Origin of the sequence: Pseudomonas umsongensis (assembly GCF_002236105.1) — a bacterium.
GTDB lineage: Bacteria > Pseudomonadota > Gammaproteobacteria > Pseudomonadales > Pseudomonadaceae > Aquipseudomonas > Aquipseudomonas umsongensis.
On record NZ_NIWU01000007.1, the window covers coordinates 199,467 to 218,945 of the forward strand.

21 protein-coding genes are annotated in these 19,479 nt (G+C 58.1%); 17 read left to right on the forward strand and 4 right to left on the reverse strand.

Features of this window, described 5'->3' with window-relative positions; translation table 11 throughout:
- Position 1 precedes the first annotated feature (1 nt).
- Together PSUM_RS26835 and PSUM_RS26840 are read right to left on the reverse strand one after the other, a co-directional pair.
- Positions 2–2,038, reverse strand: a complete 2,037-nt coding sequence (locus PSUM_RS26835; RefSeq protein WP_033039745.1) for a HAMP domain-containing sensor histidine kinase — start codon at positions 2,036–2,038, stop codon at positions 2–4.
- Between the two features lie 45 nt (positions 2,039–2,083).
- Positions 2,084–3,001 carry a putative 2-dehydropantoate 2-reductase gene (locus PSUM_RS26840; RefSeq protein WP_083349679.1) on the reverse strand — a complete coding sequence of 306 codons (918 nt, stop codon included), beginning with the start codon at positions 2,999–3,001 and terminating at the stop codon, positions 2,084–2,086.
- Positions 3,002–3,143: 142 nt separating this feature from the next.
- Between PSUM_RS26840 and PSUM_RS26845 the strand changes: the two genes are divergently transcribed.
- Both PSUM_RS26845 and PSUM_RS26850 read left to right on the forward strand, forming a co-directional pair.
- The gene (locus PSUM_RS26845) at positions 3,144–3,629 is read left to right on the forward strand and encodes a YajQ family cyclic di-GMP-binding protein (RefSeq protein WP_007977344.1); all 486 of its coding nucleotides are present in this window, start codon (positions 3,144–3,146) and stop codon (positions 3,627–3,629) included.
- 141 nt (positions 3,630–3,770) lie between these two features.
- Positions 3,771–4,613 carry a mechanosensitive ion channel family protein gene (locus tag PSUM_RS26850; protein WP_020798470.1) on the forward strand — a complete coding sequence of 281 codons (843 nt, stop codon included), beginning with the start codon at positions 3,771–3,773 and terminating at the stop codon, positions 4,611–4,613.
- 207 nt (positions 4,614–4,820) lie between these two features.
- Here the strand turns inward: PSUM_RS26850 and PSUM_RS26855 are convergent, their stop codons facing one another.
- Positions 4,821–6,149: an OprD family porin gene (locus tag PSUM_RS26855; RefSeq protein WP_020798469.1), complete on the reverse strand. Its 1,329-nt coding sequence runs from the start codon at positions 6,147–6,149 to the stop codon at positions 4,821–4,823.
- A gap of 906 nt (positions 6,150–7,055) precedes the next feature.
- On the opposite strand from PSUM_RS26855, the gene PSUM_RS26865 reads away from it, so the two are divergent.
- Both PSUM_RS26865 and PSUM_RS26870 read left to right on the forward strand, forming a co-directional pair.
- Positions 7,056–7,481 (forward strand): HIT domain-containing protein, encoded by a 426-nt coding sequence (locus tag PSUM_RS26865; protein WP_020798466.1) that lies wholly within the window; start codon positions 7,056–7,058, stop codon positions 7,479–7,481.
- A 3-nt stretch (positions 7,482–7,484) separates the two neighbouring features.
- Positions 7,485–7,691, forward strand: a complete 207-nt coding sequence (locus tag PSUM_RS26870; RefSeq protein ID WP_007977339.1) for a SlyX family protein — start codon at positions 7,485–7,487, stop codon at positions 7,689–7,691.
- Positions 7,692–7,762: 71 nt separating this feature from the next.
- Here the strand turns inward: PSUM_RS26870 and PSUM_RS32395 are convergent, their stop codons facing one another.
- Positions 7,763–8,365 carry a cold-shock protein gene (locus PSUM_RS32395; RefSeq protein WP_020798465.1) on the reverse strand — a complete coding sequence of 201 codons (603 nt, stop codon included), beginning with the start codon at positions 8,363–8,365 and terminating at the stop codon, positions 7,763–7,765.
- A 306-nt stretch (positions 8,366–8,671) separates the two neighbouring features.
- Here PSUM_RS32395 and PSUM_RS26880 point away from each other — a divergent pair, with 306 nt between their 5' ends.
- The 13 genes from PSUM_RS26880 (at position 8,672) to tolB (ending at position 19,474) form a co-directional block, all read left to right on the forward strand.
- The gene (locus PSUM_RS26880) at positions 8,672–9,142 is read left to right on the forward strand and encodes a Dps family protein (RefSeq protein ID WP_020798464.1); all 471 of its coding nucleotides are present in this window, start codon (positions 8,672–8,674) and stop codon (positions 9,140–9,142) included.
- 256 nt (positions 9,143–9,398) lie between these two features.
- The gene (locus tag PSUM_RS26885; protein ID WP_020798463.1) at positions 9,399–9,737 is read left to right on the forward strand and encodes a ribbon-helix-helix domain-containing protein; all 339 of its coding nucleotides are present in this window, start codon (positions 9,399–9,401) and stop codon (positions 9,735–9,737) included.
- A gap of 136 nt (positions 9,738–9,873) precedes the next feature.
- Positions 9,874–10,095, forward strand: a complete 222-nt coding sequence (locus PSUM_RS26890) for an FmdB family zinc ribbon protein (RefSeq protein WP_007977333.1) — start codon at positions 9,874–9,876, stop codon at positions 10,093–10,095.
- A 109-nt stretch (positions 10,096–10,204) separates the two neighbouring features.
- On the forward strand, positions 10,205–11,980 hold the full coding sequence (gene aspS, locus PSUM_RS26895; protein WP_020798462.1) for an aspartate--tRNA ligase: 1,776 nt from the start codon (positions 10,205–10,207) through the stop codon (positions 11,978–11,980).
- Positions 11,981–12,108: 128 nt separating this feature from the next.
- Positions 12,109–12,855: a YebC/PmpR family DNA-binding transcriptional regulator gene (locus tag PSUM_RS26900; protein ID WP_020798461.1), complete on the forward strand. Its 747-nt coding sequence runs from the start codon at positions 12,109–12,111 to the stop codon at positions 12,853–12,855.
- 158 nt (positions 12,856–13,013) lie between these two features.
- Positions 13,014–13,538, forward strand: a complete 525-nt coding sequence (gene ruvC / locus PSUM_RS26905) for a crossover junction endodeoxyribonuclease RuvC (protein WP_020798460.1) — start codon at positions 13,014–13,016, stop codon at positions 13,536–13,538.
- A 114-nt stretch (positions 13,539–13,652) separates the two neighbouring features.
- The gene (gene ruvA, locus PSUM_RS26910) at positions 13,653–14,261 is read left to right on the forward strand and encodes a Holliday junction branch migration protein RuvA (protein WP_020798459.1); all 609 of its coding nucleotides are present in this window, start codon (positions 13,653–13,655) and stop codon (positions 14,259–14,261) included.
- Positions 14,262–15,323 (forward strand): Holliday junction branch migration DNA helicase RuvB, encoded by a 1,062-nt coding sequence (ruvB, locus tag PSUM_RS26915; protein WP_020798458.1) that lies wholly within the window; start codon positions 14,262–14,264, stop codon positions 15,321–15,323.
- A 127-nt stretch (positions 15,324–15,450) separates the two neighbouring features.
- Positions 15,451–15,918, forward strand: coding sequence for a tol-pal system-associated acyl-CoA thioesterase (gene ybgC / locus PSUM_RS26920; protein WP_020798457.1), 468 nt, complete (start codon positions 15,451–15,453; stop codon positions 15,916–15,918).
- Positions 15,908–16,603: a protein TolQ gene (gene tolQ / locus PSUM_RS26925; RefSeq protein WP_007995636.1), complete on the forward strand. Its 696-nt coding sequence runs from the start codon at positions 15,908–15,910 to the stop codon at positions 16,601–16,603. The genes ybgC and tolQ overlap by 11 nt, the downstream gene beginning before the upstream one ends.
- 23 nt (positions 16,604–16,626) lie before the next feature.
- The gene (tolR, locus tag PSUM_RS26930) at positions 16,627–17,079 is read left to right on the forward strand and encodes a protein TolR (protein WP_162276380.1); all 453 of its coding nucleotides are present in this window, start codon (positions 16,627–16,629) and stop codon (positions 17,077–17,079) included.
- Positions 17,079–18,176: a cell envelope integrity protein TolA gene (gene tolA / locus PSUM_RS26935; protein ID WP_020798455.1), complete on the forward strand. Its 1,098-nt coding sequence runs from the start codon at positions 17,079–17,081 to the stop codon at positions 18,174–18,176. Before tolR ends, tolA begins: the two co-directional genes overlap by 1 nt.
- A 17-nt stretch (positions 18,177–18,193) precedes the next feature.
- A complete protein-coding gene (gene tolB, locus PSUM_RS26940; RefSeq protein WP_173667181.1) occupies positions 18,194–19,474 on the forward strand; it encodes a Tol-Pal system beta propeller repeat protein TolB in 1,281 nt (426 codons plus the stop codon).
- Positions 19,475–19,479 lie beyond the last annotated feature (5 nt).

A 19,479-nucleotide genomic window follows, 5' to 3' on the forward strand; every position in this document is an offset into this window, starting at 1 on the left:
GTTACCTCGTTAACTGGTTGAGTTCTTGAGAGACGAGCGGGGTGCTCGCCAATGGCAGGCGCAGGGTAAAGCAGGTGCCTTGGCCAAGGGTCGATTGCACTTCCATCTGGCCCTTGTGGTTGTTGGTGATGATGAAATACGAGACCGACAGGCCAAGGCCGGTACCCTGACCGACTTCCTTGGTGGTGAAAAACGGTTCGAAGATGCGCTTGCGCACGCTTTCGCTCATGCCGATGCCGTTGTCTTCGACCTGGATCTCCGCCCACGGCGGATTCAGCTTGGTGCGCAGGATGATGCGCCCTGGTTCGCTGTCGTCTTCACGCTGGTGAATGGCTTGAGCGGCGTTTTTCAGCAGGTTGAGCAGCACCTGTTCCAGCTCGTTGGCGGTACCGGGCACTGGCCCCAGCGCCGGGTCGAACTGGCGAATGATCGCCTGGCCCTTGAAGTCGAAACCAATCGCCAGGTCGAAGTCGTTTCCGGCGATTTCCACCGCCTGGTCGATCAGCGCTGGCAGATCGCACGGGGCCATTTGGCGGGTACTGCGCCGACTGAAGCTAAGCATGTGCGTGACGATCTTCGCCGCCCGGGCGCCGGCCTGCTGGATGCCGTCGAGCAGTTGTGGCACTTCGCGTGCTTGCAGGTACTGGTTGACGGTCGATAGCTCGACACCGATCTGCTCGGCCTGTTCCAGGTTCTTCGGCAGTTCAGGGGACAGCCGGCGGCGGATATTCTGCACGTTGTGCAGGATCGCACCGAGCGGGTTGTTGATTTCGTGGGCCATGCCGGCGGCGAGGCCACCGACGGAAAGCATTTTCTCTGACTGCACCATCATTTCTTCAAGGGACAGGCGCTGGGTAATGTCGTCGATGCGGATCACCACGCCGCGTCCGGCACCGCCCATCAACGGATAGAAGGTCAGGGCGTAGTGGCGGGGCTCATCGTCCTTGACCCAGGTCACGCGCTCGATCTTGGCCACCGTGTGTTGCTCGACGGTTTGCTTGAGCTGCGGCAGGAACGGCTTGAGCGGTTCGAAGGCGAGGAAGATCGGCTGGTTCAAGGCTTCGTCCAGGCGTGTACCGGAAAGGGCGCTGGCTTCCTGGTTCCACTGCGTTACGTAAAGCTGTTCGTCGAGGGCGATCAGCGCCGATGGCATGGAGTCGATGATGCTGTTGAGGTAATTCTGGAAACCCGTGAGTTTTTTCTCGATCTTGCTCCGTACCTGGACTTCGAGTTCCAGCTTGCGATTGGTGTGGCGGGTTTCTTCGGCCAGTCCCTGGGCCTGGTCATACGCGGCCTGGGAGTCATCGCGGGCGCGTTTGAGTTGCTGTTCCCGGGCTTCGATCCGCGAGAGCATGGTGTTGAACGCCTCGGCCAGGCTGCCGATTTCATCGTGATTGCCCCGGGAGGCGCGCAGGGCGTAGTTCTCTTCCCGGGTCACTTGGCGGGAGAGCTCCTCCAGCTGATGAATCGGCCGGGTAATCAGGCGTTTGATCTGTCGCGCGATGACCAGCCACAGCAGCACACTGAAAATCAGGATCCCCAGGCTGGCGGTCAGGGTCCCGGTATAGAACGCCATGGGCAGCTCACTGCTGGCCACCAGCAGCAAGTGGCCGGGTGCGGTGCCGGGGCGGGGCAGGGTGATGACCTGGTTACTGCGAAACTCGGTGACTTGCCAGGATTCGATGTGCCGGTAATGCTTGGGCAGGCTCAGGTGATCGCCATGTTGCAACTGCGCCAGGCGCTCGCCCTTGCCGTCATACAGGGCTGCAGCGCGCAGTGGTGAATAGCTGTCGAGCTCATCGAGCAGGCGCTGGGCGCTTTGCGGCGATTGCAGTGCCTCAGACACCAGGCTCGGGTTGGAGACCAGTCGGCCGATGGTCTGCAGGGCCTGGGGCGCCATGCTTTCTTGGGAAATGTAGTAAGCGGCGCTGATAAAGGTCAGGTTCGCAACCAGCAGCACAGTGGTCAACAGCACCAACAGGGCGGCCAGCAGTTTCTGGCCGACAGGGAGGTTTTCAAGACGCTGGCGCAATGGCATCAGGTTTATCGCTGCAAGGGAACAAGTGGCCAGCGTAGCCGCTGCTCAGTCGCTGGGCAATCCAAGGCTGAGCAGGCGCGCGATCAACTTGGACTCAAGCTGATTCAGGTGCGGCAGGTTCAGTTGATGCCGCGCCGCGACTTTACAGGCATGGCCCAGCAGGTAACTGATTTCGGTGCGGCGCCGGTTGCTGACGTCCTGGTACATCGAGGAGTAGTTGGCAGCGGTCGCGTGGATCACCCGTTCAACCTCCTGTTGCAGGTTTTCGGCGGCTGCTGGCTGGCCGCATCGCTCAAGCAGCTCGATGAGTTCGCCGCACAGGGTGGCGACCTCACAATGGTGCTCCTGCAACCCGCCGTTGCGACAATCGTGCAGCACTGTCAACGGATTGATCGCGCAGTTGAGTGCCAGTTTGCGCCACAACCGGGTGAGAATCTCGGTGCTCCACTCATGGGGAATGCCCGCGGCGTCGAGGTCGTCCAGCCAGATCGGCGCGACAGGATGGCCGGCATCCCCCAGCCAGGTAAACCCGTGCCCGGCAAAGACTACACGCCAGTCACCGTCGCGAAAGGCGCCTTCAGTGCTTGACGCATAAATGCAGCGCGCCTGCGGGACTTGCGCCGCCACGGCGTCCTGGCTGCCCAGGCCGTTCTGCAGCAGGATCAGTTCGGCGCCGGGCGCCAGTCGGGGTGCCAGCTGTGCCACGGCCAGTTCCGCATCGTAGGCCTTGCAGGCGACCAGTAGTCGATTAATCGGTGCGAGGCTGTCAGCCGTTTCGGCGCTCACTGGATATAGCTGTGCCTGGTCATGTTCCACCAGGGTCAAGCCGCCTGCCGCCTCGTACGCCCGTAGCCGGGCTGAGTCACGCAGTATCAGGCGCACCGGCACTGCGGCCCGAGCCAGGCGAGTGGCCCACAACGTGCCGAGGCTACCGGCGCCTAGTACATGCCAGGTGGTGGACATCAGCTTTTTGCTCTGTTTAAGGCGCGCATGGGTGGCTCGCAGTGAATGATCGGAAAGACCCGTTATAATCAGCGCGGATTTTAACCGCAAGCCAGGCGTGCTCCATCTTGATCGAGCGCGCCCTATTTATTGGAGAGATTACATGCCGTCGTTCGACGTGGTATCCGAACTGGACAAACACGAAGTCACCAACGCGGTCGAGAACGCCGTCAAGGAACTCGATCGTCGCTATGACCTGAAAGGCAAAGGCAGCTTCGAGTTCAAGGAAAAGGACCTGACCGTCAACCTGACCGCTGAAGCGGATTTCCAGCTCGAAGCGATGATTGAGATCCTCAAGCTGGCCCTGGTCAAGCGCAAGATCGATGTGCAGTGCCTTGAGGTCAAGGATGCGTTTGCATCGGGCAAGCTGATGAAGCAGGAAGCTGTGCTCAAGGAAGGCATCGACAAGGAGCTGGCGAAGAAAATCGTCGCTCACGTCAAGGACGCCAAGCTGAAGGTGCAGGCCGCCATCCAGGGTGAGCAGGTGCGCATCACCGGCAAGAAGCGTGACGACCTGCAGGAAGCCATTGCAGTGCTGCGCGCCAAGGAATTCGGCATGCCGCTGCAGTTCAACAACTTCCGCGACTGACGTGCAAGGCGGGAACCTCCAGGCGTTTTCGGCGTCCGAGGCCCAAGCAACGGCAGAAACGATCGATCCGCACAGGATTTGGTCTTTCTGCCGCTTTATTTTTCGCGTGCCGGGTAGCCGGAAAAATGCAGGAGAAAGCAGATGGACTTAAATGCTGAAGTAGACAACCTGGTCAAGGTGTCCCAGTCCTGGATCCCGATGATCATGGAATATGGCAGCCGTGTGCTGCTGGCAGTGATTACCCTGGCGATCGGCTGGTGGTTGATCAACAAGGTCACGCACAAGCTCGGTGGCCTGATAGCCCTGCGTAACGCTGATCTTGCGCTGCAAGGCTTTATCAGCAGCCTGGCGAACATCATTCTGAAGATCCTGCTGGTCGTCAGCGTGGCGTCGATGATTGGTGTGGAAACCACTTCGTTCGTGGCGGCAATCGGTGCGGCTGGCCTGGCCATTGGCCTGGCGTTGCAGGGCAGCCTGGCTAACTTCGCTGGCGGCGTGCTGATTCTGCTGTTCCGTCCTTTCCGTATCGGTGACTGGATCGAAGCCCAAGGCGTAGCGGGTACTGTCGACAGCATCCAGATCTTCCACACCGTGCTGCGCACCGGCGATAACAAGACCATCATCGTGCCTAACGGCAATCTGTCGAACGGCATCATCACCAACACCAACCGTCAACCGACCCGCAAGGTGGTATTTGATGTGGGTGTCGATTACGAAGCGGATTTGCAAAAGGCTCGTGAAGTCTTGCTGGAACTGGCCAAGGATCCGCGCGTGTTGGACGACCCGGCACCGCAAGCAGTCATTTCGACCCTGGGTGACAGTTCAATCACCGTTTCCCTGCGTGTCTGGGTGAAAACAGCGGATTACTGGGATGTGATGTTCATGTTTAACGAAAAGTCCCGTGATCGATTGAAAGCGGTGGGTATTGACATTCCATTTCCTCAGCGTGTAGTTCGTGTGGTTCAGGAAGCGGCCGTACTGTAAGCCTGTTTGTTAGTTGTTACATAAGCCCAAGAGGTGAATAGTCTCTTGGGTTTTTTTGTGACTGTTGATGAGTTCATTGAAAAAAGTATTAACGTTATGCGCGCAAGTTGCTTGCGGCAGCGTTTGCCATGTGGCATGCATAAAAAAACCGCCCACCTGAAAAGGTGGGCGGTTCTTGATCTACGCAGTTGCCTACTTACACCCTGATTACAGGATGCTCAGTGGGTACTCGATGATCAGGCGGGTGTCGTAGACGTCAGACGAGTAGCCGCTGTACGCGCCGTTCGAGCGGTAGTTGGCGAAACGTGCACGGAACGACAGGTCTTTTGCTGGACCTTCCTGTACGACGTACTTGGACTCCAGGTTCCACTCGTTTTCCTTACCTTCACCCAGACCGTTGGTCTTGATGTTGTCACCCATTACGTAACGGGTCATGAAGCTCAGGCCAGGAACGCCGTATTGCGCCATGTTCAGGTCGTAGCGAGCTTGGTAGGATTTCTCCTCGCGGCCCACGAAGTCAGAGATCTGAATGGAGTTGGATACGAAGATGGTGCTGTTGCCGTCAACGCCGTAGTAGTAAGCGTTGTCGCCGCTCGACTGCTGGTAGGCCAGGGTGAACTTGTGCGCGCCCAGGCTATAGGCAGCTGCCAGGGACCACAGGTTGTTGTCCACACCCAGGGTGCCGTCGCCGATCGCGTCAACCAGGTCGCCACGCTTGTCGCCCTTGGTTTTGTAGCCGTTGAGGTCGAAGTTCAGCGATTGTTCATCGTTGATTGGCACAGTCAGGTTCATGTTGACGTAGTACTTCTTGAAGTACTCTTCAGCATCCGACGCAGCGACGGCAGCGCTGAAGTTGTCGGTGAAGGCGTAGCTGGCACCGAAGATGTTGATGCCATCGCTCAGGCCTTTGCCGTGGTTGCCATCTTCATCTGTCAGGCCGCCGATGCTGTCACGGGCCATACCGGTTTGCTTGCTCAGCGCGGTGAAGCGACCAGCGCTCACTTCCAGGCCTTTGATTTCCTTGGAAGTCAACAGGGTACCGGTAGCAACTTCTGGCAGCATACGGCTGTCGTCGGTAGCGAATACTGGGCTGGCAACGAACTGCTGGCCGTATTTCAGGACGGTGTCGGACAAACGCAGTTTCACTGCACCGCCAACCTTGCCTTGGGATTTTTCCGGGTTGCCATCGCTGTCGTTAGCGAACAGGCCGTTACCACGCTTGCCCGAGCCACCGTCCAGTTTGACAGCGCCCATGGCCATGGCGTCGAGGCCGAAACCAACAATACCTTGAGTGAAGCCCGACTCGTAAGTGAGCAACTGGCTCAGACCGGAGTCCTGGCGATAGCCGGCGGTGCCGCTCGATGGGTTGCTTGCACCGTTTTTGTAGTCGCGGTTCATGTACTCAAAACGAGTTTTGAGTTTCAGGCTCGAATCATCGATGAAACCCTTGGACTCGTCCTGGGACGACGCCACTGCGAACTGCGAGGTACCAGCTGCAACAGCCAGTGCGATCATGCTCCACTTCATCACGCGCATCGTGATTTGCTCCTTTGGTTTTTAGAAGAGTACTGCCGCTCCACCTGTTTTATTATCTGGGCGGCTCTTTCTTTTTGTGTCGGCGCAAACTTATATCACGCCGACAATGTTGGCGATACTTGCGCATCTATCCTTTCAGCTTCTTTACGACCCTGTCGTAAACGGCTAGCTAGATGTCGCAAATTTACAGCCCCGATGCAACCGGACTGACAACTTTAATGCTGTTTTTCTGGACTGGCGCATCGATAAAAAGAGTCCCTGGTGAAACGTTTGAATCTCCATCGGGCTACCCTGCCACTGTTTTTTTTGGTCTTGAGGCTGGCCGCTTCCCGCGGTGCCTTATAGACGATGTGGGTATCAATGCAACAAGCGTGCACAAATCAGAACTCCATCGATGTTTTTTTCTGTCTGGCTGCTTGAAGCGGTAAAAACCTCATAAAACCGGGGGGCTCATGCTGCTTTATTTCAAGCTTGACGTAGGGGTGGGCATCGTGTTTGACCTCCATGTCTGGCCGCGTGACATGCAAAAGCGTTACCGGTTCACCCCGCCAGTGAGTAAATGGCGGATATGCGAAGCACTCAGCGTAGACGTACTGTGCGGTTTTGGTGCAAAAAATTTCAATGACTGTACTGAATTCAAACAGTCGGAGTTTTTAGGTGACGTGGGCGGGCCGTAGCGTTCTGGTCATTTTCGCGTTTTTTGCAGCCCATTGGTTCTATATTGGTGCTTTTTCGCAGGAAATGTCTCATCTCGGGGCGCGCATGTACCATTTGTGGATCCTCGAACAGCGTGGGCGGTGGTTCACAGCAAAGCTGGCAAGGTATGCTGCCGTCCAGTGGCTTGGCGTACGATCTCACTGGATGGGCGCTAAGCTGAATAATGATGACCTGGCGGGAGTATGTGCAGTGTTCGCTTTAGATCCACGACTTCAACAAGACACACTACCGATTGGCGATTTCCCGCTTTGTCGGTTGCTGCTGTCCAATGATTCGAACTATCCCTGGTTCATCCTCGTGCCACGCAGGGACGATATCAGCGAGATATTTCAGTTAAGTGTCGCCGATCAGCAGCAGCTGTGGCAGGAAACGACCTCGTTGGCAGAGTTGCTCAAGGACTCGTTCGATGCCGACAAGCTGAACGTCGCTGCCCTGGGCAACGTGGTCAGTCAGTTGCACATGCATGTGATCGTGCGCAAGCATGAAGACGCGGCCTGGCCGGCACCTATCTGGGGCAAGCACCCGGCCAAACCTTACAGTGCAGAGCAGGTCGAGGCGATTCGCGAACGGCTGCGTCTGGTGTTGACCGATGATTTCAAGTTTGAGGAGGGTTGAATCATGAGCCTCGAAGAGCGCGTCACCGACCTTGAAAGCCGCCTGGCGTTTCAGGATGACACCATCCAGGCATTGAATGATGTCCTGGTGGCGCAGCAGCGGGTTGTCGAACGCCTGCAGCTGCAAATGGCCGCGCTCCTCAAGCGGCAAGAGGAAATGGTCGGCCAGTTCGAGTCTTTCGAAGAGGAAGCGCCACCGCCGCATTATTAAGTAGTAGCGCTGGAAGAAACGCAGGCATAAAAAAACCGCGAACTCGTTCGCGGTTTTTTTATTGCCGTTGATCAGCGTCGCGGCAGGGCGGCGATGACGTCTTCGGCTTGCAGGCCTTTGTCACGATTCATGACGGAGAACTCGACGCGCTGGCCTTCGACCAGAACGCGATGGCCTTCACCGCGAATGGCCCGGAAGTGCACGAAAATATCATCGCCGGAGTCGCGGGAAATAAAGCCGAAGCCTTTGGAGGTATTGAACCACTTGACGGTACCGGTATCGCGGTTGCTCATGTCATAGCTAGGCGAAGCGGCGGCCGGTGACGATTTGTAGAAGCTGATGGCCAGGTGCAGGGCAACAGCGATCAGGGCTGCAACCAGGCTGAACAGCACGGCGGGCTGACCGGCAATGACCGAAATCTCCGCGATCAGCGTCAGGGTTTGCAGGACGACAGCCAACACCAGCAGGGCGCTGACCAGGTTCTGCAATTGATGGCGCGGGCCTTTGTTCCAGTAAGGGATAACTGGAGCAAGTGTCAGGTTGAGCAGGCCAAAAAAGGCCAGGTACAGCGCCTCGGGTTGTTGCAGGTAAGGCAGGGCTTCGGATCGCAGGCTAGGGAAGAAGGACAGCAGCAAGGCCGCTGCGCCTATCAGCAGGTGGACGATTTTCAACATTTTGATTAACTCACGTTAAGACAGCTCACAAGGAAGAGCTGATGGCGCACGGTTCGCTTCGGAATAAATAAGAGGCGTTGGACACGTGCCCGGTATCAGCCTATGCGTAGCACCCGAAAAAATAGGCACTGACGACACGCGGTCTATTTAACAGCAAAGCTGCAGGCTACTCAAATCAAGGAGTCCAGCGGTGCATCGCAGCCCTTGCTGTCGCCCGCCGAGGCTTGCGGGCTGCAGCCTGGCGACAGGCTTGCTAGAGTGGTCCTGCACCTGTTGGATGAACTTCATCACCTTTAGGGGAAAAACATGGCAATCGATATCGGTATCAGTGAAGAGGATCGCAAGTCCATCGTCGACGGACTTTCTCGTCTGCTGTCGGACACCTATGTGCTTTACCTGAAAACCCATAACTTCCATTGGAACGTCACCGGCCCGATGTTTCGCACCCTGCATTTGATGTTCGAGGAGCAATATAACGAGTTGGCCTTGGCGGTCGATTCGATTGCCGAGCGAATTCGCGCGCTCGGGTTCCCGGCCCCGGGCGCCTATTCCGTTTATGCGCGCTTGTCTTCCATCAAGGAGGAAGAGGGTGTGCCGGCTGCCGAAGACATGATCAGGCAACTGGTGGCGGGGCAGGAGGCTGTCACGCGCACCGCCCGAGGGATCTTCCCGTTGCTCGAAAAAGTCAGCGACGAGCCTACGGCTGACCTGCTGACCCAACGCATGCAGGTCCACGAGAAAACCGCGTGGATGCTGCGCGCACTCTTGGATCAATGATGCACTGGCGCGTGGATGGCATTGTTGTTCGCGCGCTCCTTTTCGTCAGAATGGCACCCAGTTGATTGAGCGAATATTCGCTCGTTGCTGTAGGAAAAGTGCCTGACTAGGACGCTCTCCCTCATCCGCCTTCCGTTGTTGGCTTATCCTACGCGGATGGTCATAAAGTCATCTGGCTATAACTTTGCCCTGGCGTTTTTATAAGCACTCACATTGCTCTTATAGAAACCGCAAATGGCAAAGGAGTGTCAGCGATATGGAATATGAAGGCAGGAGAGCTGAGGGGCGGGGCGGGCAGACCAAGGATATAACGGTCGATCCATTTGTCAGTGAGTTCGATATGGGGTTGGCCCGGCCGTTGTCCCGATCGGTGCGATTGAATGGCTTTGCCACCTGTTTGCGGCTTGAGCAGGTGTATTGGGATATTTTAGCCGACATGGCCAGGGTCAATAGCTGTTCGGTCAGCGCGTTGCTGTCCCATGTCGATCGCCAAGTGCATTTGCGTCATGGCGGGGTGAGAAATTTCAGCGGGCTGGTGCGGGTGGTCTGTGTTGTCCACAGTCGCAAGGAGGGGCGTTGCCCGGTTCTGGCTTGAACCTGATGTATCAAAGGGCAGCGTGTCGATCTGTGCAGTCTTACGGCTGCACAGGCTGCATTTAATGGATATAATCCCGCTCTTTGCCGCAAAACCCAGCGTGCGCGGTAGCAATCTGATCGCCGAGACAACCCCCATGCCGATGTACGATTACCAATGTGCTTCCTGTGGTCATCAGTTGGAAGCCATTCAAAAGATCAGCGATGCACCGTTGGTCGACTGCCCTGCGTGCCAGGCGCCAGAGCTTAAGAAGATGCTGTCCATGCCAGGCTTCCGCCTCAGCGGCACAGGCTGGTACGAGACCGATTTCAAGACCGGTTCCAAGAAGAACCTGGCCGGCGGCGACAAAGCTGACTAGGTTTCAGGGCCTGAGTTGAACCACACGCGCGAGCTCTTGCGTCATCCGCCAGCGGATCGGCGCAGGAGCTCCAAACGAATGTCGAATTACGAGAAGTGAAACCACTACCATGATGCGCAGCCATTATTGCGGCCAACTGAACGAAAGCCTGGACGGCCAGGAAATTACCCTTTGCGGATGGGTCCACCGTCGCCGTGACCACGGTGGGGTGATTTTCCTCGATATCCGTGATCGTGATGGTCTGGCCCAGGTGGTGTTCGATCCGGACCGCGCTGAAACCTTCGCCGCCGCCGATCGCGTGCGCAGCGAGTACGTCGTGAAGATCACCGGCAAGGTTCGCCTGCGTCCGGCCGGTGCCACCAACGCCAACATGGCGTCGGGCATGATCGAAGTCCTGGGCTATGAGCTGGAAGTGCTGAACGAGTCGGAAACCCCGCCGTTCCCGCTGAACGAGTTTTCCGACGTCGGCGAAGAAACCCGCCTGCGCTATCGCTTCCTGGATCTGCGTCGTCCTGAAATGGCCGAGAAGCTGCGCTTGCGTTCGCGCATGACCACCAGTATCCGTCGCTTCCTGGACGAGAACGGTTTCCTCGACGTCGAAACGCCGATCCTGACCCGCGCCACTCCTGAAGGCGCGCGTGATTACCTGGTACCAAGCCGTACCCACGCCGGTTCGTTCTTTGCCCTGCCGCAATCGCCACAGCTGTTCAAGCAGCTGCTGATGGTGGCTGGCTTCGATCGCTACTACCAGATCGCCAAGTGCTTCCGTGACGAGGACCTGCGTGCCGACCGTCAGCCGGAATTCACCCAGATCGACATCGAGACCAGTTTCCTCGATGAAAAAGAGATCATGGGCCTGACCGAACAAATGATCCGCAACCTGTTCAAGGAAGTGCTGGGTCTGGAATTCGGCGAGTTCCCGCACATGACGTTCGAAGAAGCCATGCGCCGCTACGGTTCCGACAAGCCAGACCTGCGTAACCCGCTGGAACTGGTGGACGTTGCCGACCAGCTCAAGGAAGTCGATTTCAAGGTGTTCAGCGGCCCGGCCAACGATCCTAAATGCCGCATCGCCGCTCTGCGTGTTCCAGGCGGGGCAAGCATGCCGCGCAAGCAGATCGACGACTACACCAAGTTTGTCGGTATCTACGGTGCCAAGGGCCTGGCGTACATCAAGGTCAACGAGCGCGCCAAAGGCGTCGAAGGCCTGCAATCGCCAATCGTGAAGAACATTCCCGAAGCCAACCTCAACGTGATCCTCGATCGCGTTGGTGCGGTCGATGGCGATATCGTGTTCTTCGGTGCCGATAAAGCCAAGATCGTCAGCGAAGCCCTGGGTGCCCTGCGTATCAAGCTCGGCCACGACCTGGAACTGCTGACCTGCAAGTGGGCGCCAATGTGGGTCGTCGACTTCCCGATGTTCGAAGAGAACGACGACGGCAGCTTCACCGCGTTGCACCACCCGTTCACCGCGCCGAAGTGCACCCCGGCAGAGCTGGAAGCCAACCCGGCTGGCGCCCTGTCCCGTGCCTACGACATGGTATTGAACGGTACCGAGCTCGGTGGCGGTTCGATCCGTATTCACCGCAAAGAGATGCAGCAGTCGGTCTTCCGTCTGCTGGGTATCAATGAAGCGGAACAGGAAGAGAAATTCGGCTTCCTGCTCGACGCCCTGAAGTACGGCGCGCCGCCGCACGGTGGCCTGGCCTTCGGCCTGGACCGCCTGGTGATGTTGATGACCGGTGCCCAGTCGATCCGTGAAGTGATCGCCTTCCCGAAAACCCAGAGCGCGGCGGACGTCATGACTCAGGCGCCGGGTCAGGTCGATGCCAAGGCATTGCGTGAACTGCACATTCGTCTGCGCGAAACGCCCAAGGCAGAGTAAGGTTCACCTGAAGGGCGCATCTGCGGATGCGCCCTTTCTGCATATGTAGAGCAATCCAAGATTTTTGTTTGCCGGCCGAAGCGATGCAGCGGGGCGGGCAATGTGTCAAAGAGAATTCGGAGCGAGTTATGGCAGGTCATTCCAAGTGGGCGAACATCAAGCACCGCAAAGAACGTCAGGATGCCAAGAGAGGCAAGATCTTCACCAAGTGGATTCGTGAGCTGACCGTCGCGGCCCGTCAGGGTGGTGGCGATCCGGGCTCCAACCCGCGCCTGCGCCTGGCGCTGGACAAGGCCCTTGGTGCGAACATGAGCCGCGACATTATTGATCGCGCCATTGCTCGTGGCGCTGGCGCGACCGAAGCCGACAACGTCGAAGAACTGACTTACGAAGGTTACGGTCCCGGCGGCGTGGCGGTGATGGTCGAATGCATGACGGACAACCGCAACCGGACCGCGGCGGCTGTTCGCCATGCGTTCAGCAAGTGCGGCGGCAACCTCGGCACTGACGGTTCTGTGGCCTATCTTTTCGAACGCAAGGGGCAAATCAGCTTTGCGCCAGGCGTCGATGAAGATGCCTTGACCGAAGCTGCGCTGGAAGCCGATGCCGATGACGTGGTCAGCAACGAAGACGGCTCTATCGATGTGTTCACCTCGTTCACCGGATTCTATGCGGTGCGCAACGCGCTGGAAGCGGCCGGATTCAAAGGTGATGACGCAGAAATCGTCATGTTGCCGACCACCAGTGCCGAACTGGATCTGGAAGGCGCAGAAAAAATCCTCAAGCTGATCGATATGCTCGAGGATCTGGATGACGTGCAGAACGTCTACTCCAATGCGGACATCCCGGAGTCGGTCGCCGCACAGCTCGGTTAACGGCGACTGCGATCCAGTGTGGGAGCGAGCCTGCTCGCGAAAGCGACTTCAAATTCAGCAACCATGCTGCCTGAAAGTCCGCATTCGCGAGCAGGCTCGCTCCCACATTTGTTCTGCGCAGTCTTTAATGGCGTGCTTTTACTTAACTCACAGGCGTTATGACTTTAATTCTTGGTATCGACCCCGGTTCGCGCATTACCGGTTATGGTGTGGTGCGCGATACCGGTCGTGGCTGTGAGTACGTGGCTTCCGGTTGCATCCGCACCGGCGCCGGCGAGTTGCACGAGCGCCTGCAGATCGTTTATCGCGGTGTACGGGAAATCATTCAGACCTACGGTCCGGTGACCATGGGCATCGAAAAGGTGTTCATGGCCCGCAACGCCGACTCCGCCCTGAAGCTGGGGCAGGCGCGTGGCGCGGCCATCGTGGCCGGCGCAGAAGAAAACCTGGAAATTGCCGAATACACGGCCACCCAGGTCAAGCAGGCTGTGGTCGGTACCGGCGCAGCCAACAAAGAGCAGGTGCAGATGATGGTCATGCACATGCTGAAGCTGACCAGTAAACCGCAAATCGACGCCTCCGACGCATTGGCCATTGCCATTTGCCATGCGCACACCCGCTCCAGCCTGTTGCCCCATGGCCTGGGCGCGGCACGCAGTCGTGGCGGGCGCTTGCGTCTCTGATAGCATCAGCAATCATTTTTCTGGAATGAGGGGCATGCGCCTGGGTTGTCGGCGCAAAACCCTTGTTCTGTCAGCCGCTGGCCCAGGGCTGGTCAACGCTCAAGGATCTGTAACGTGATTGGACGCTTGCGCGGCACACTGGCTGAAAAACAGCCGCCGCACCTGATTCTGGATGTAAACGGCCTGGGGTATGAGCTGGAAGTGCCCATGACCACGCTTTATCGCCTGCCGTCGGTCGGTGAGCCGCTGACGCTGCACACCCATCTGGTCGTGCGCGAAGACGCGCAGTTACTCTATGGCTTCGTCGGCAAGCGTGAGCGAGACTTTTTCCGCGAGTTGATCCGTCTCAATGGTGTAGGGCCGAAACTGGCCCTGGCCTTGATGTCGAGCCTGGAAGTCGACGAACTGGTGCGTTGCGTGCAGTCCCAGGATACCTCGGCGTTGACCAAGGTGCCGGGCGTGGGCAAGAAAACCGCCGAGCGCCTGCTGGTGGAGCTCAAGGATCGCTTCAAGGCCTGGGAAACCGTACCAGCCATGTTTGCCCTGGTGCCTAACCAGCCGGATGCCCCTGCGCCGGTCAATACCGCCGAAAACGACGCGGTCAGTGCGCTGATCTCCCTGGGTTACAAGCCGCAGGAAGCCAGCAAGGCGATTTCCGCCATCAAGGAGAAAGGCTTGAGCAGCGAAGACCTGATTCGTCGTGCCCTGAAGGGAATGATCTAAGTGATTGAAGCTGATCGTCTGATCGCTGCCACGGGTGCACCCCGTGATCGCGAGGAAGTCCAGGACCGCGCGATACGTCCCGTCAGCCTGGCCGAATACATCGGCCAGCCGACCGTTCGCGAGCAAATGGAACTGTTCATCCAGGCCGCCCGAGGGCGTAGCGAGTCCCTTGACCACACCTTGATCTTCGGTCCGCCGGGCCTGGGCAAGACTACCTTGGCCAATATCATCGCCCAGGAAATGGGCGTGTCGATCAAGAGCACGTCGGGGCCGGTCCTCGAGCGTCCAGGCGACCTGGCGGCGTTGCTGACCAACCTTGAGCCACACGATGTGCTGTTCATCGATGAAATCCATCGTTTGTCGCCGATTGTCGAGGAGGTGCTGTACCCGGCGATGGAGGATTTCCAGCTCGATATCATGATCGGCGAGGGGCCTGCCGCGCGGTCGATCAAGCTTGATTTGCCGCCGTTCACGCTGGTCGGTGCGACCACGCGGGCGGGGATGCTGACCAACCCGCTGCGTGACCGTTTCGGCATCGTCCAGCGCCTGGAGTTCTACAGCAACGCCGACCTGTCGACGATTGTCAGCCGCTCGGCGAACATCCTTGGCTTGCCACTGGATCCGGAAGGCGCTTTTGAAATCGCGCGGCGTGCCCGCGGTACCCCGCGGATCGCCAACCGCTTGCTGCGCCGGGTGCGTGACTTCGCAGAAGTTCGTGCCAAGGGCCATATCACCAAGCCAATCGCCGACCTGGCCCTGAACCTGCTGGATGTCGACGAGCGTGGCTTCGATCACCAGGACCGGCGCCTGTTGCTGACCATGATCGAGAAGTTCGATGGCGGGCCGGTCGGGGTGGACAGCCTGGCCGCAGCCATCAGCGAAGAGCGCCACACCATTGAAGATGTGCTGGAGCCCTACCTGATCCAGCAGGGCTACATCATGCGTACCCCGCGGGGCAGGGTAGTGACGCGACATGCGTATCTGCACTTCGGCTTAAACATTCCGTCACGATTGGGCGAGATGCCCGTGGTAGACGAGTTTCCTGATGCCGTGGACGATTAATTAACATTGCGAGCTGATTTTTTCGGGCATTGTGTGGTCCCAGGACCGTACTTTTGCGCGAAAGCCGCAGAACATTGAAAAACAGTTGCCTGGCCGGATTGGCAACCCGAGGAGTAAGCACTAGAGTATGCGCGCGCAAAACGGGCTTGAGCCTTTCGCACATCGTTGTCGCGTTTATTACGAGGACACCGATGCGGGCGGCATCGTGTATTACGTCAATTACCTCAAGTTTATGGAACGGGCTCGAACCGAGCGACTGCGAGAGCTGGGCTTTGCCCAATCTTCGCTTGCCGGGGAGGACCTGTTGTTCGTCGTGCATTCCAGCGAAGCGCGCTATCACGCGCCGGCGCGACTGGACGACGAGCTGCTGGTAAGCGCTGAAGTAGTCGAATTGAACCGTGCCAGCCTGCGCTTCAAGCAGCAGGTCAGACGGGCCACCGATGATGTATTGCTCTGTGAAGGGCAGTTTCTGGTGGCCTGTGTGCGCACTGAAAGTTTAAAACCCCGGGCCATTCCCGAAGCTCTACGAGCGGCCTTTGTCGCCGTGAGCGGCGCGGGTACACACTCAAAGCAGGAGATAAAGCGTGGAAGCTAACGTCGTCGACCATTCCTCCATGTGGAGCCTGGTCAGCAATGCCAGTATCGTGGTGCAACTGGTAATGCTGACCCTGGTAGCCGCATCGGTGACCTCATGGATCATGATCTTTCAGCGCAGCAACCTGCTGCGTGCCGGTCGACGCGCCCTGGAGAGCTTCGAAGAGCGCTTCTGGTCGGGTATCGACCTGTCCAAACTCTACCGCCAGGCGGGTAGCAACCCGGACCCGGATTCCGGCGTCGAACAAATCTTCCGTGCTGGCTTCAAGGAATTCTCCCGTTTGCGCCAGCAGCCAGGCGTTGACCCGGAAGCGGTCATGGAAGGCGTGGCCCGTGCCATGCGCGTTGCCATTTCCCGCGAAGAAGAAAAGCTCGAGCAGAGCCTGCCGTTCCTCGCCACCGTCGGTTCCGTGAGCCCGTATATCGGTCTGTTCGGTACCGTCTGGGGCATCATGAACTCCTTCCGTGGCCTGGCAACTGCCCAGCAAGCCACCCTGGCCACTGTTGCACCGGGTATCGCCGAGGCCCTGATCGCCACCGCGATCGGTCTGTTCGCCGCCATTCCAGCCGTTATCGCTTACAACCGTTTTGCTGCCCGCAGCGAAACCTTGCTGGGCCGTTACTACACCTTCGCCGATGAATTCCAGGCGATCCTGCACCGCAAAGTGCACACCAGCGAAGAATAAGCAGGTAATTCCCAATGGCTTTAATCGCTCGAGCTCGCAAAAAGCGCAAGCCGGTCGCCGAGATGAACGTGGTGCCCTACATCGACGTGATGTTGGTGCTGCTGGTCATCTTCATGGTGACCGCGCCAATGCTCAATCAGGGCGTGAAAGTTGATCTGCCCAAGGTTTCCAGCGAAGCCTTGCCGCAGGACAACAACACCCAGGTCCTGACCATTTCGATCAAGGCTGACAAGACCTACTACTGGAACCTTGGCAGCGAAGTCGATACAGAGAAGCAACAAGACCGCGCCATGACCCTGCCGCAGATGACTGACGCGGTGACCAAGATCATTCGCGTGGGCAACGAAGGCGGCAAGCGTACCCAGGTCTTCATTCGTGGCGACAAGAGCGTCGACTACGGGTCTGTCATGGGCGCGATGGGCGGGTTGCAGAAAGCCGGCGTCGGTAATGTTGGCTTGATTACCGAGGCGCCCTGATGCAGCAACAGCGAGAGCCGTCCGCCTCGGAAAGCTACTTCTGGCCTAGTGTCTGGGCGATTGGCTTGCACGTGCTGGTGTTCGGCATGCTGTTTGTCAGTTTTGCCTTCACTCCGGAGTTGCCGCCGGCCAAGCCGATTGTCCAGGCGACCCTGTACCAGTTGAAATCGAAAAGTCAGGCAACCACCCAGACCAATCAGAAGATTGCGGGTGAGGCGAAGAAATCCGCCGCGCGCCAGACCGAAGTCGAGCAGTTGGAACAGAAGAAGGTCGAACAGGAAGCGGTGAAGGCTGCGGAACAAAAGAAAGAAGAAGCGGCTCAAAAGGCCGAGGAAGCCAAGAAGGCCGACGAGTCGAAGAAAGCTGAAGAGGCGAAGAAGGCTGACGAGGCCAAGAAGGCCGACGAAGCCAAGAAAGCCGATGAAGCGAAGAAGACCGCCGAAGCCAAGAAGGCAGAAGAGAAACAATTGGCTGATATAGCCAAGAAGAAAGCGGAAGAAGAAGCCAAGAAGGCTGCTGAAGAAGAGGCCAAGAAAGCGGCCGCTGAAGAAGCGAAGAAAAAGGTCGTCGAAGACGCGAAGAAGAAAGCCGCTGAAGACGCCAAGAAGAAAGCTGAAGCTGAAGAGGCGAAGAAGAAAGTCGCCGAAGAAGCGAAGAAGAAAGCTGCTGCCGATGCTGCGAAGAAGAAAGCGCAGGATGCGGCGCGTAAATCCGCCGAAGACAAGAAGGCCCAGGCCTTGGCAGATTTGCTTTCCGACACGCCTCAGCGTCAGCAGGCCTTGGCGGATGAGCAGGGCGACGAAGTCGCCGGCAGCTTCGATGATCTGATTCGATTGCGTGCAGCGGAAGGCTGGGCTCGTCCACCTTCGGCCCGCAAAGGCATGACGGTTCAGCTGCAAATCGGCATGTTGCCGGACGGTACGGTGACTTCGGTCAAGGTGCTCAAGTCCAGTGGCGACGGTCCGTTTGACGCTTCAGCCGTAGCGGCAGTGAAGAATATTGGACGTTTGACAGAAATGCAGGGAATGAAGCCGAGCGATTTTGCTCCGTATCGTTCATTCAAGATGACATTCACACCTGAGGATCTAGCCCCGTGAGAAACCTCCTTCGAGGAATGCTCGTCGTGATCTGCTGCATGGCAGGGATCGCGATGGCAGATGAGAAAAACATTCTGGTCACCAGCGGCAGCGATCGGGCTACTCCGATTGCAGTCGTGCCGTTCGGCAACCAGGGCGGCAGCGTGCTGCCGGACGACATGGCGGAAATCATCGGTAACGACCTGCGCAACTCGGGTTACTACTCGCCGATTCCAAAACAGAACATGATCAGCCAGCCAAGCCAGGCGAGCGAAATCATCTTCCGTGACTTCAAGGCGCTGGGCGCCCAGTACGTCATGGTCGGCAGCATTGCGCCAGCGGGCGGTCGCCTGCAGGTTCAATACGCCTTGTTCAACGTCGCCACCGAGCAACAAGTGCTCACCGGCAGCGTGTCGGGCAGCGTCGATCAGTTGCGCGACATGTCGCACTACATCGCCGACCAGTCGTTCGAAAAACTCACCGGTATCAAGGGTGCGTTCTCGACTCGCCTGCTGTACGTGACGGCCGAGCGCTTCTCCGAAAAGAACACCCGTTACACGCTGCAGCGTTCGGACTATGACGGTGCCCGTGCCGTGACCCTGCTGCAATCGCGCGAGCCGATCCTGTCGCCGCGTTTCGCCCCCGATGGCAAGCGTATCGCCTACGTCTCGTTCGAGCAGAAGCGTCCGCGCATTTTCATGCAGAACATCGACACCGGTCGCCGTGAGCAGATCACCAACTTCGAAGGCCTGAACGGCGCGCCAGCCTGGTCGCCGGATGGCAATCGCCTGGCATTCGTATTGTCCAAGGACGGTAACCCGGACATCTACGTGATGAACCTGGGCTCGCGCCAGATCAGTCGCGTTACCAACGGCCAGGGCATCAACACCGAACCGTTCTGGGGCAAGGATGGTTCGACCATCTACTTCACCTCCGACCGTGGCGGCAAACCGCAGATCTACAAGACCAGCGTGGGTGGCGGTGGTGCCGAGCGCGTGACTTTCGTCGGTAACTACAACGCCAACCCTAAGCTGTCGGCTGATGAAAAGACCCTGGTGATGATCCATCGTCAGGAAGGTTTCACCAATTTCAAGGTGGCGGCCCAGGATTTGCAACGCGGTAGCGTAAAAATCCTCACTGATAGCACTCTGGACGAGTCGCCCACTGTCGCGCCCAACGGCACCATGGTAATCTACGCCACCCGCCAGCAGGGCCGGGGAGTCTTGATGCTCGTGTCTATCAATGGACGCGTAAGGCTCCCGCTTCCTACCGCTCAAGGCGAAGTCAGAGAACCTTCCTGGTCCCCTTACCTGAACTGACGCGG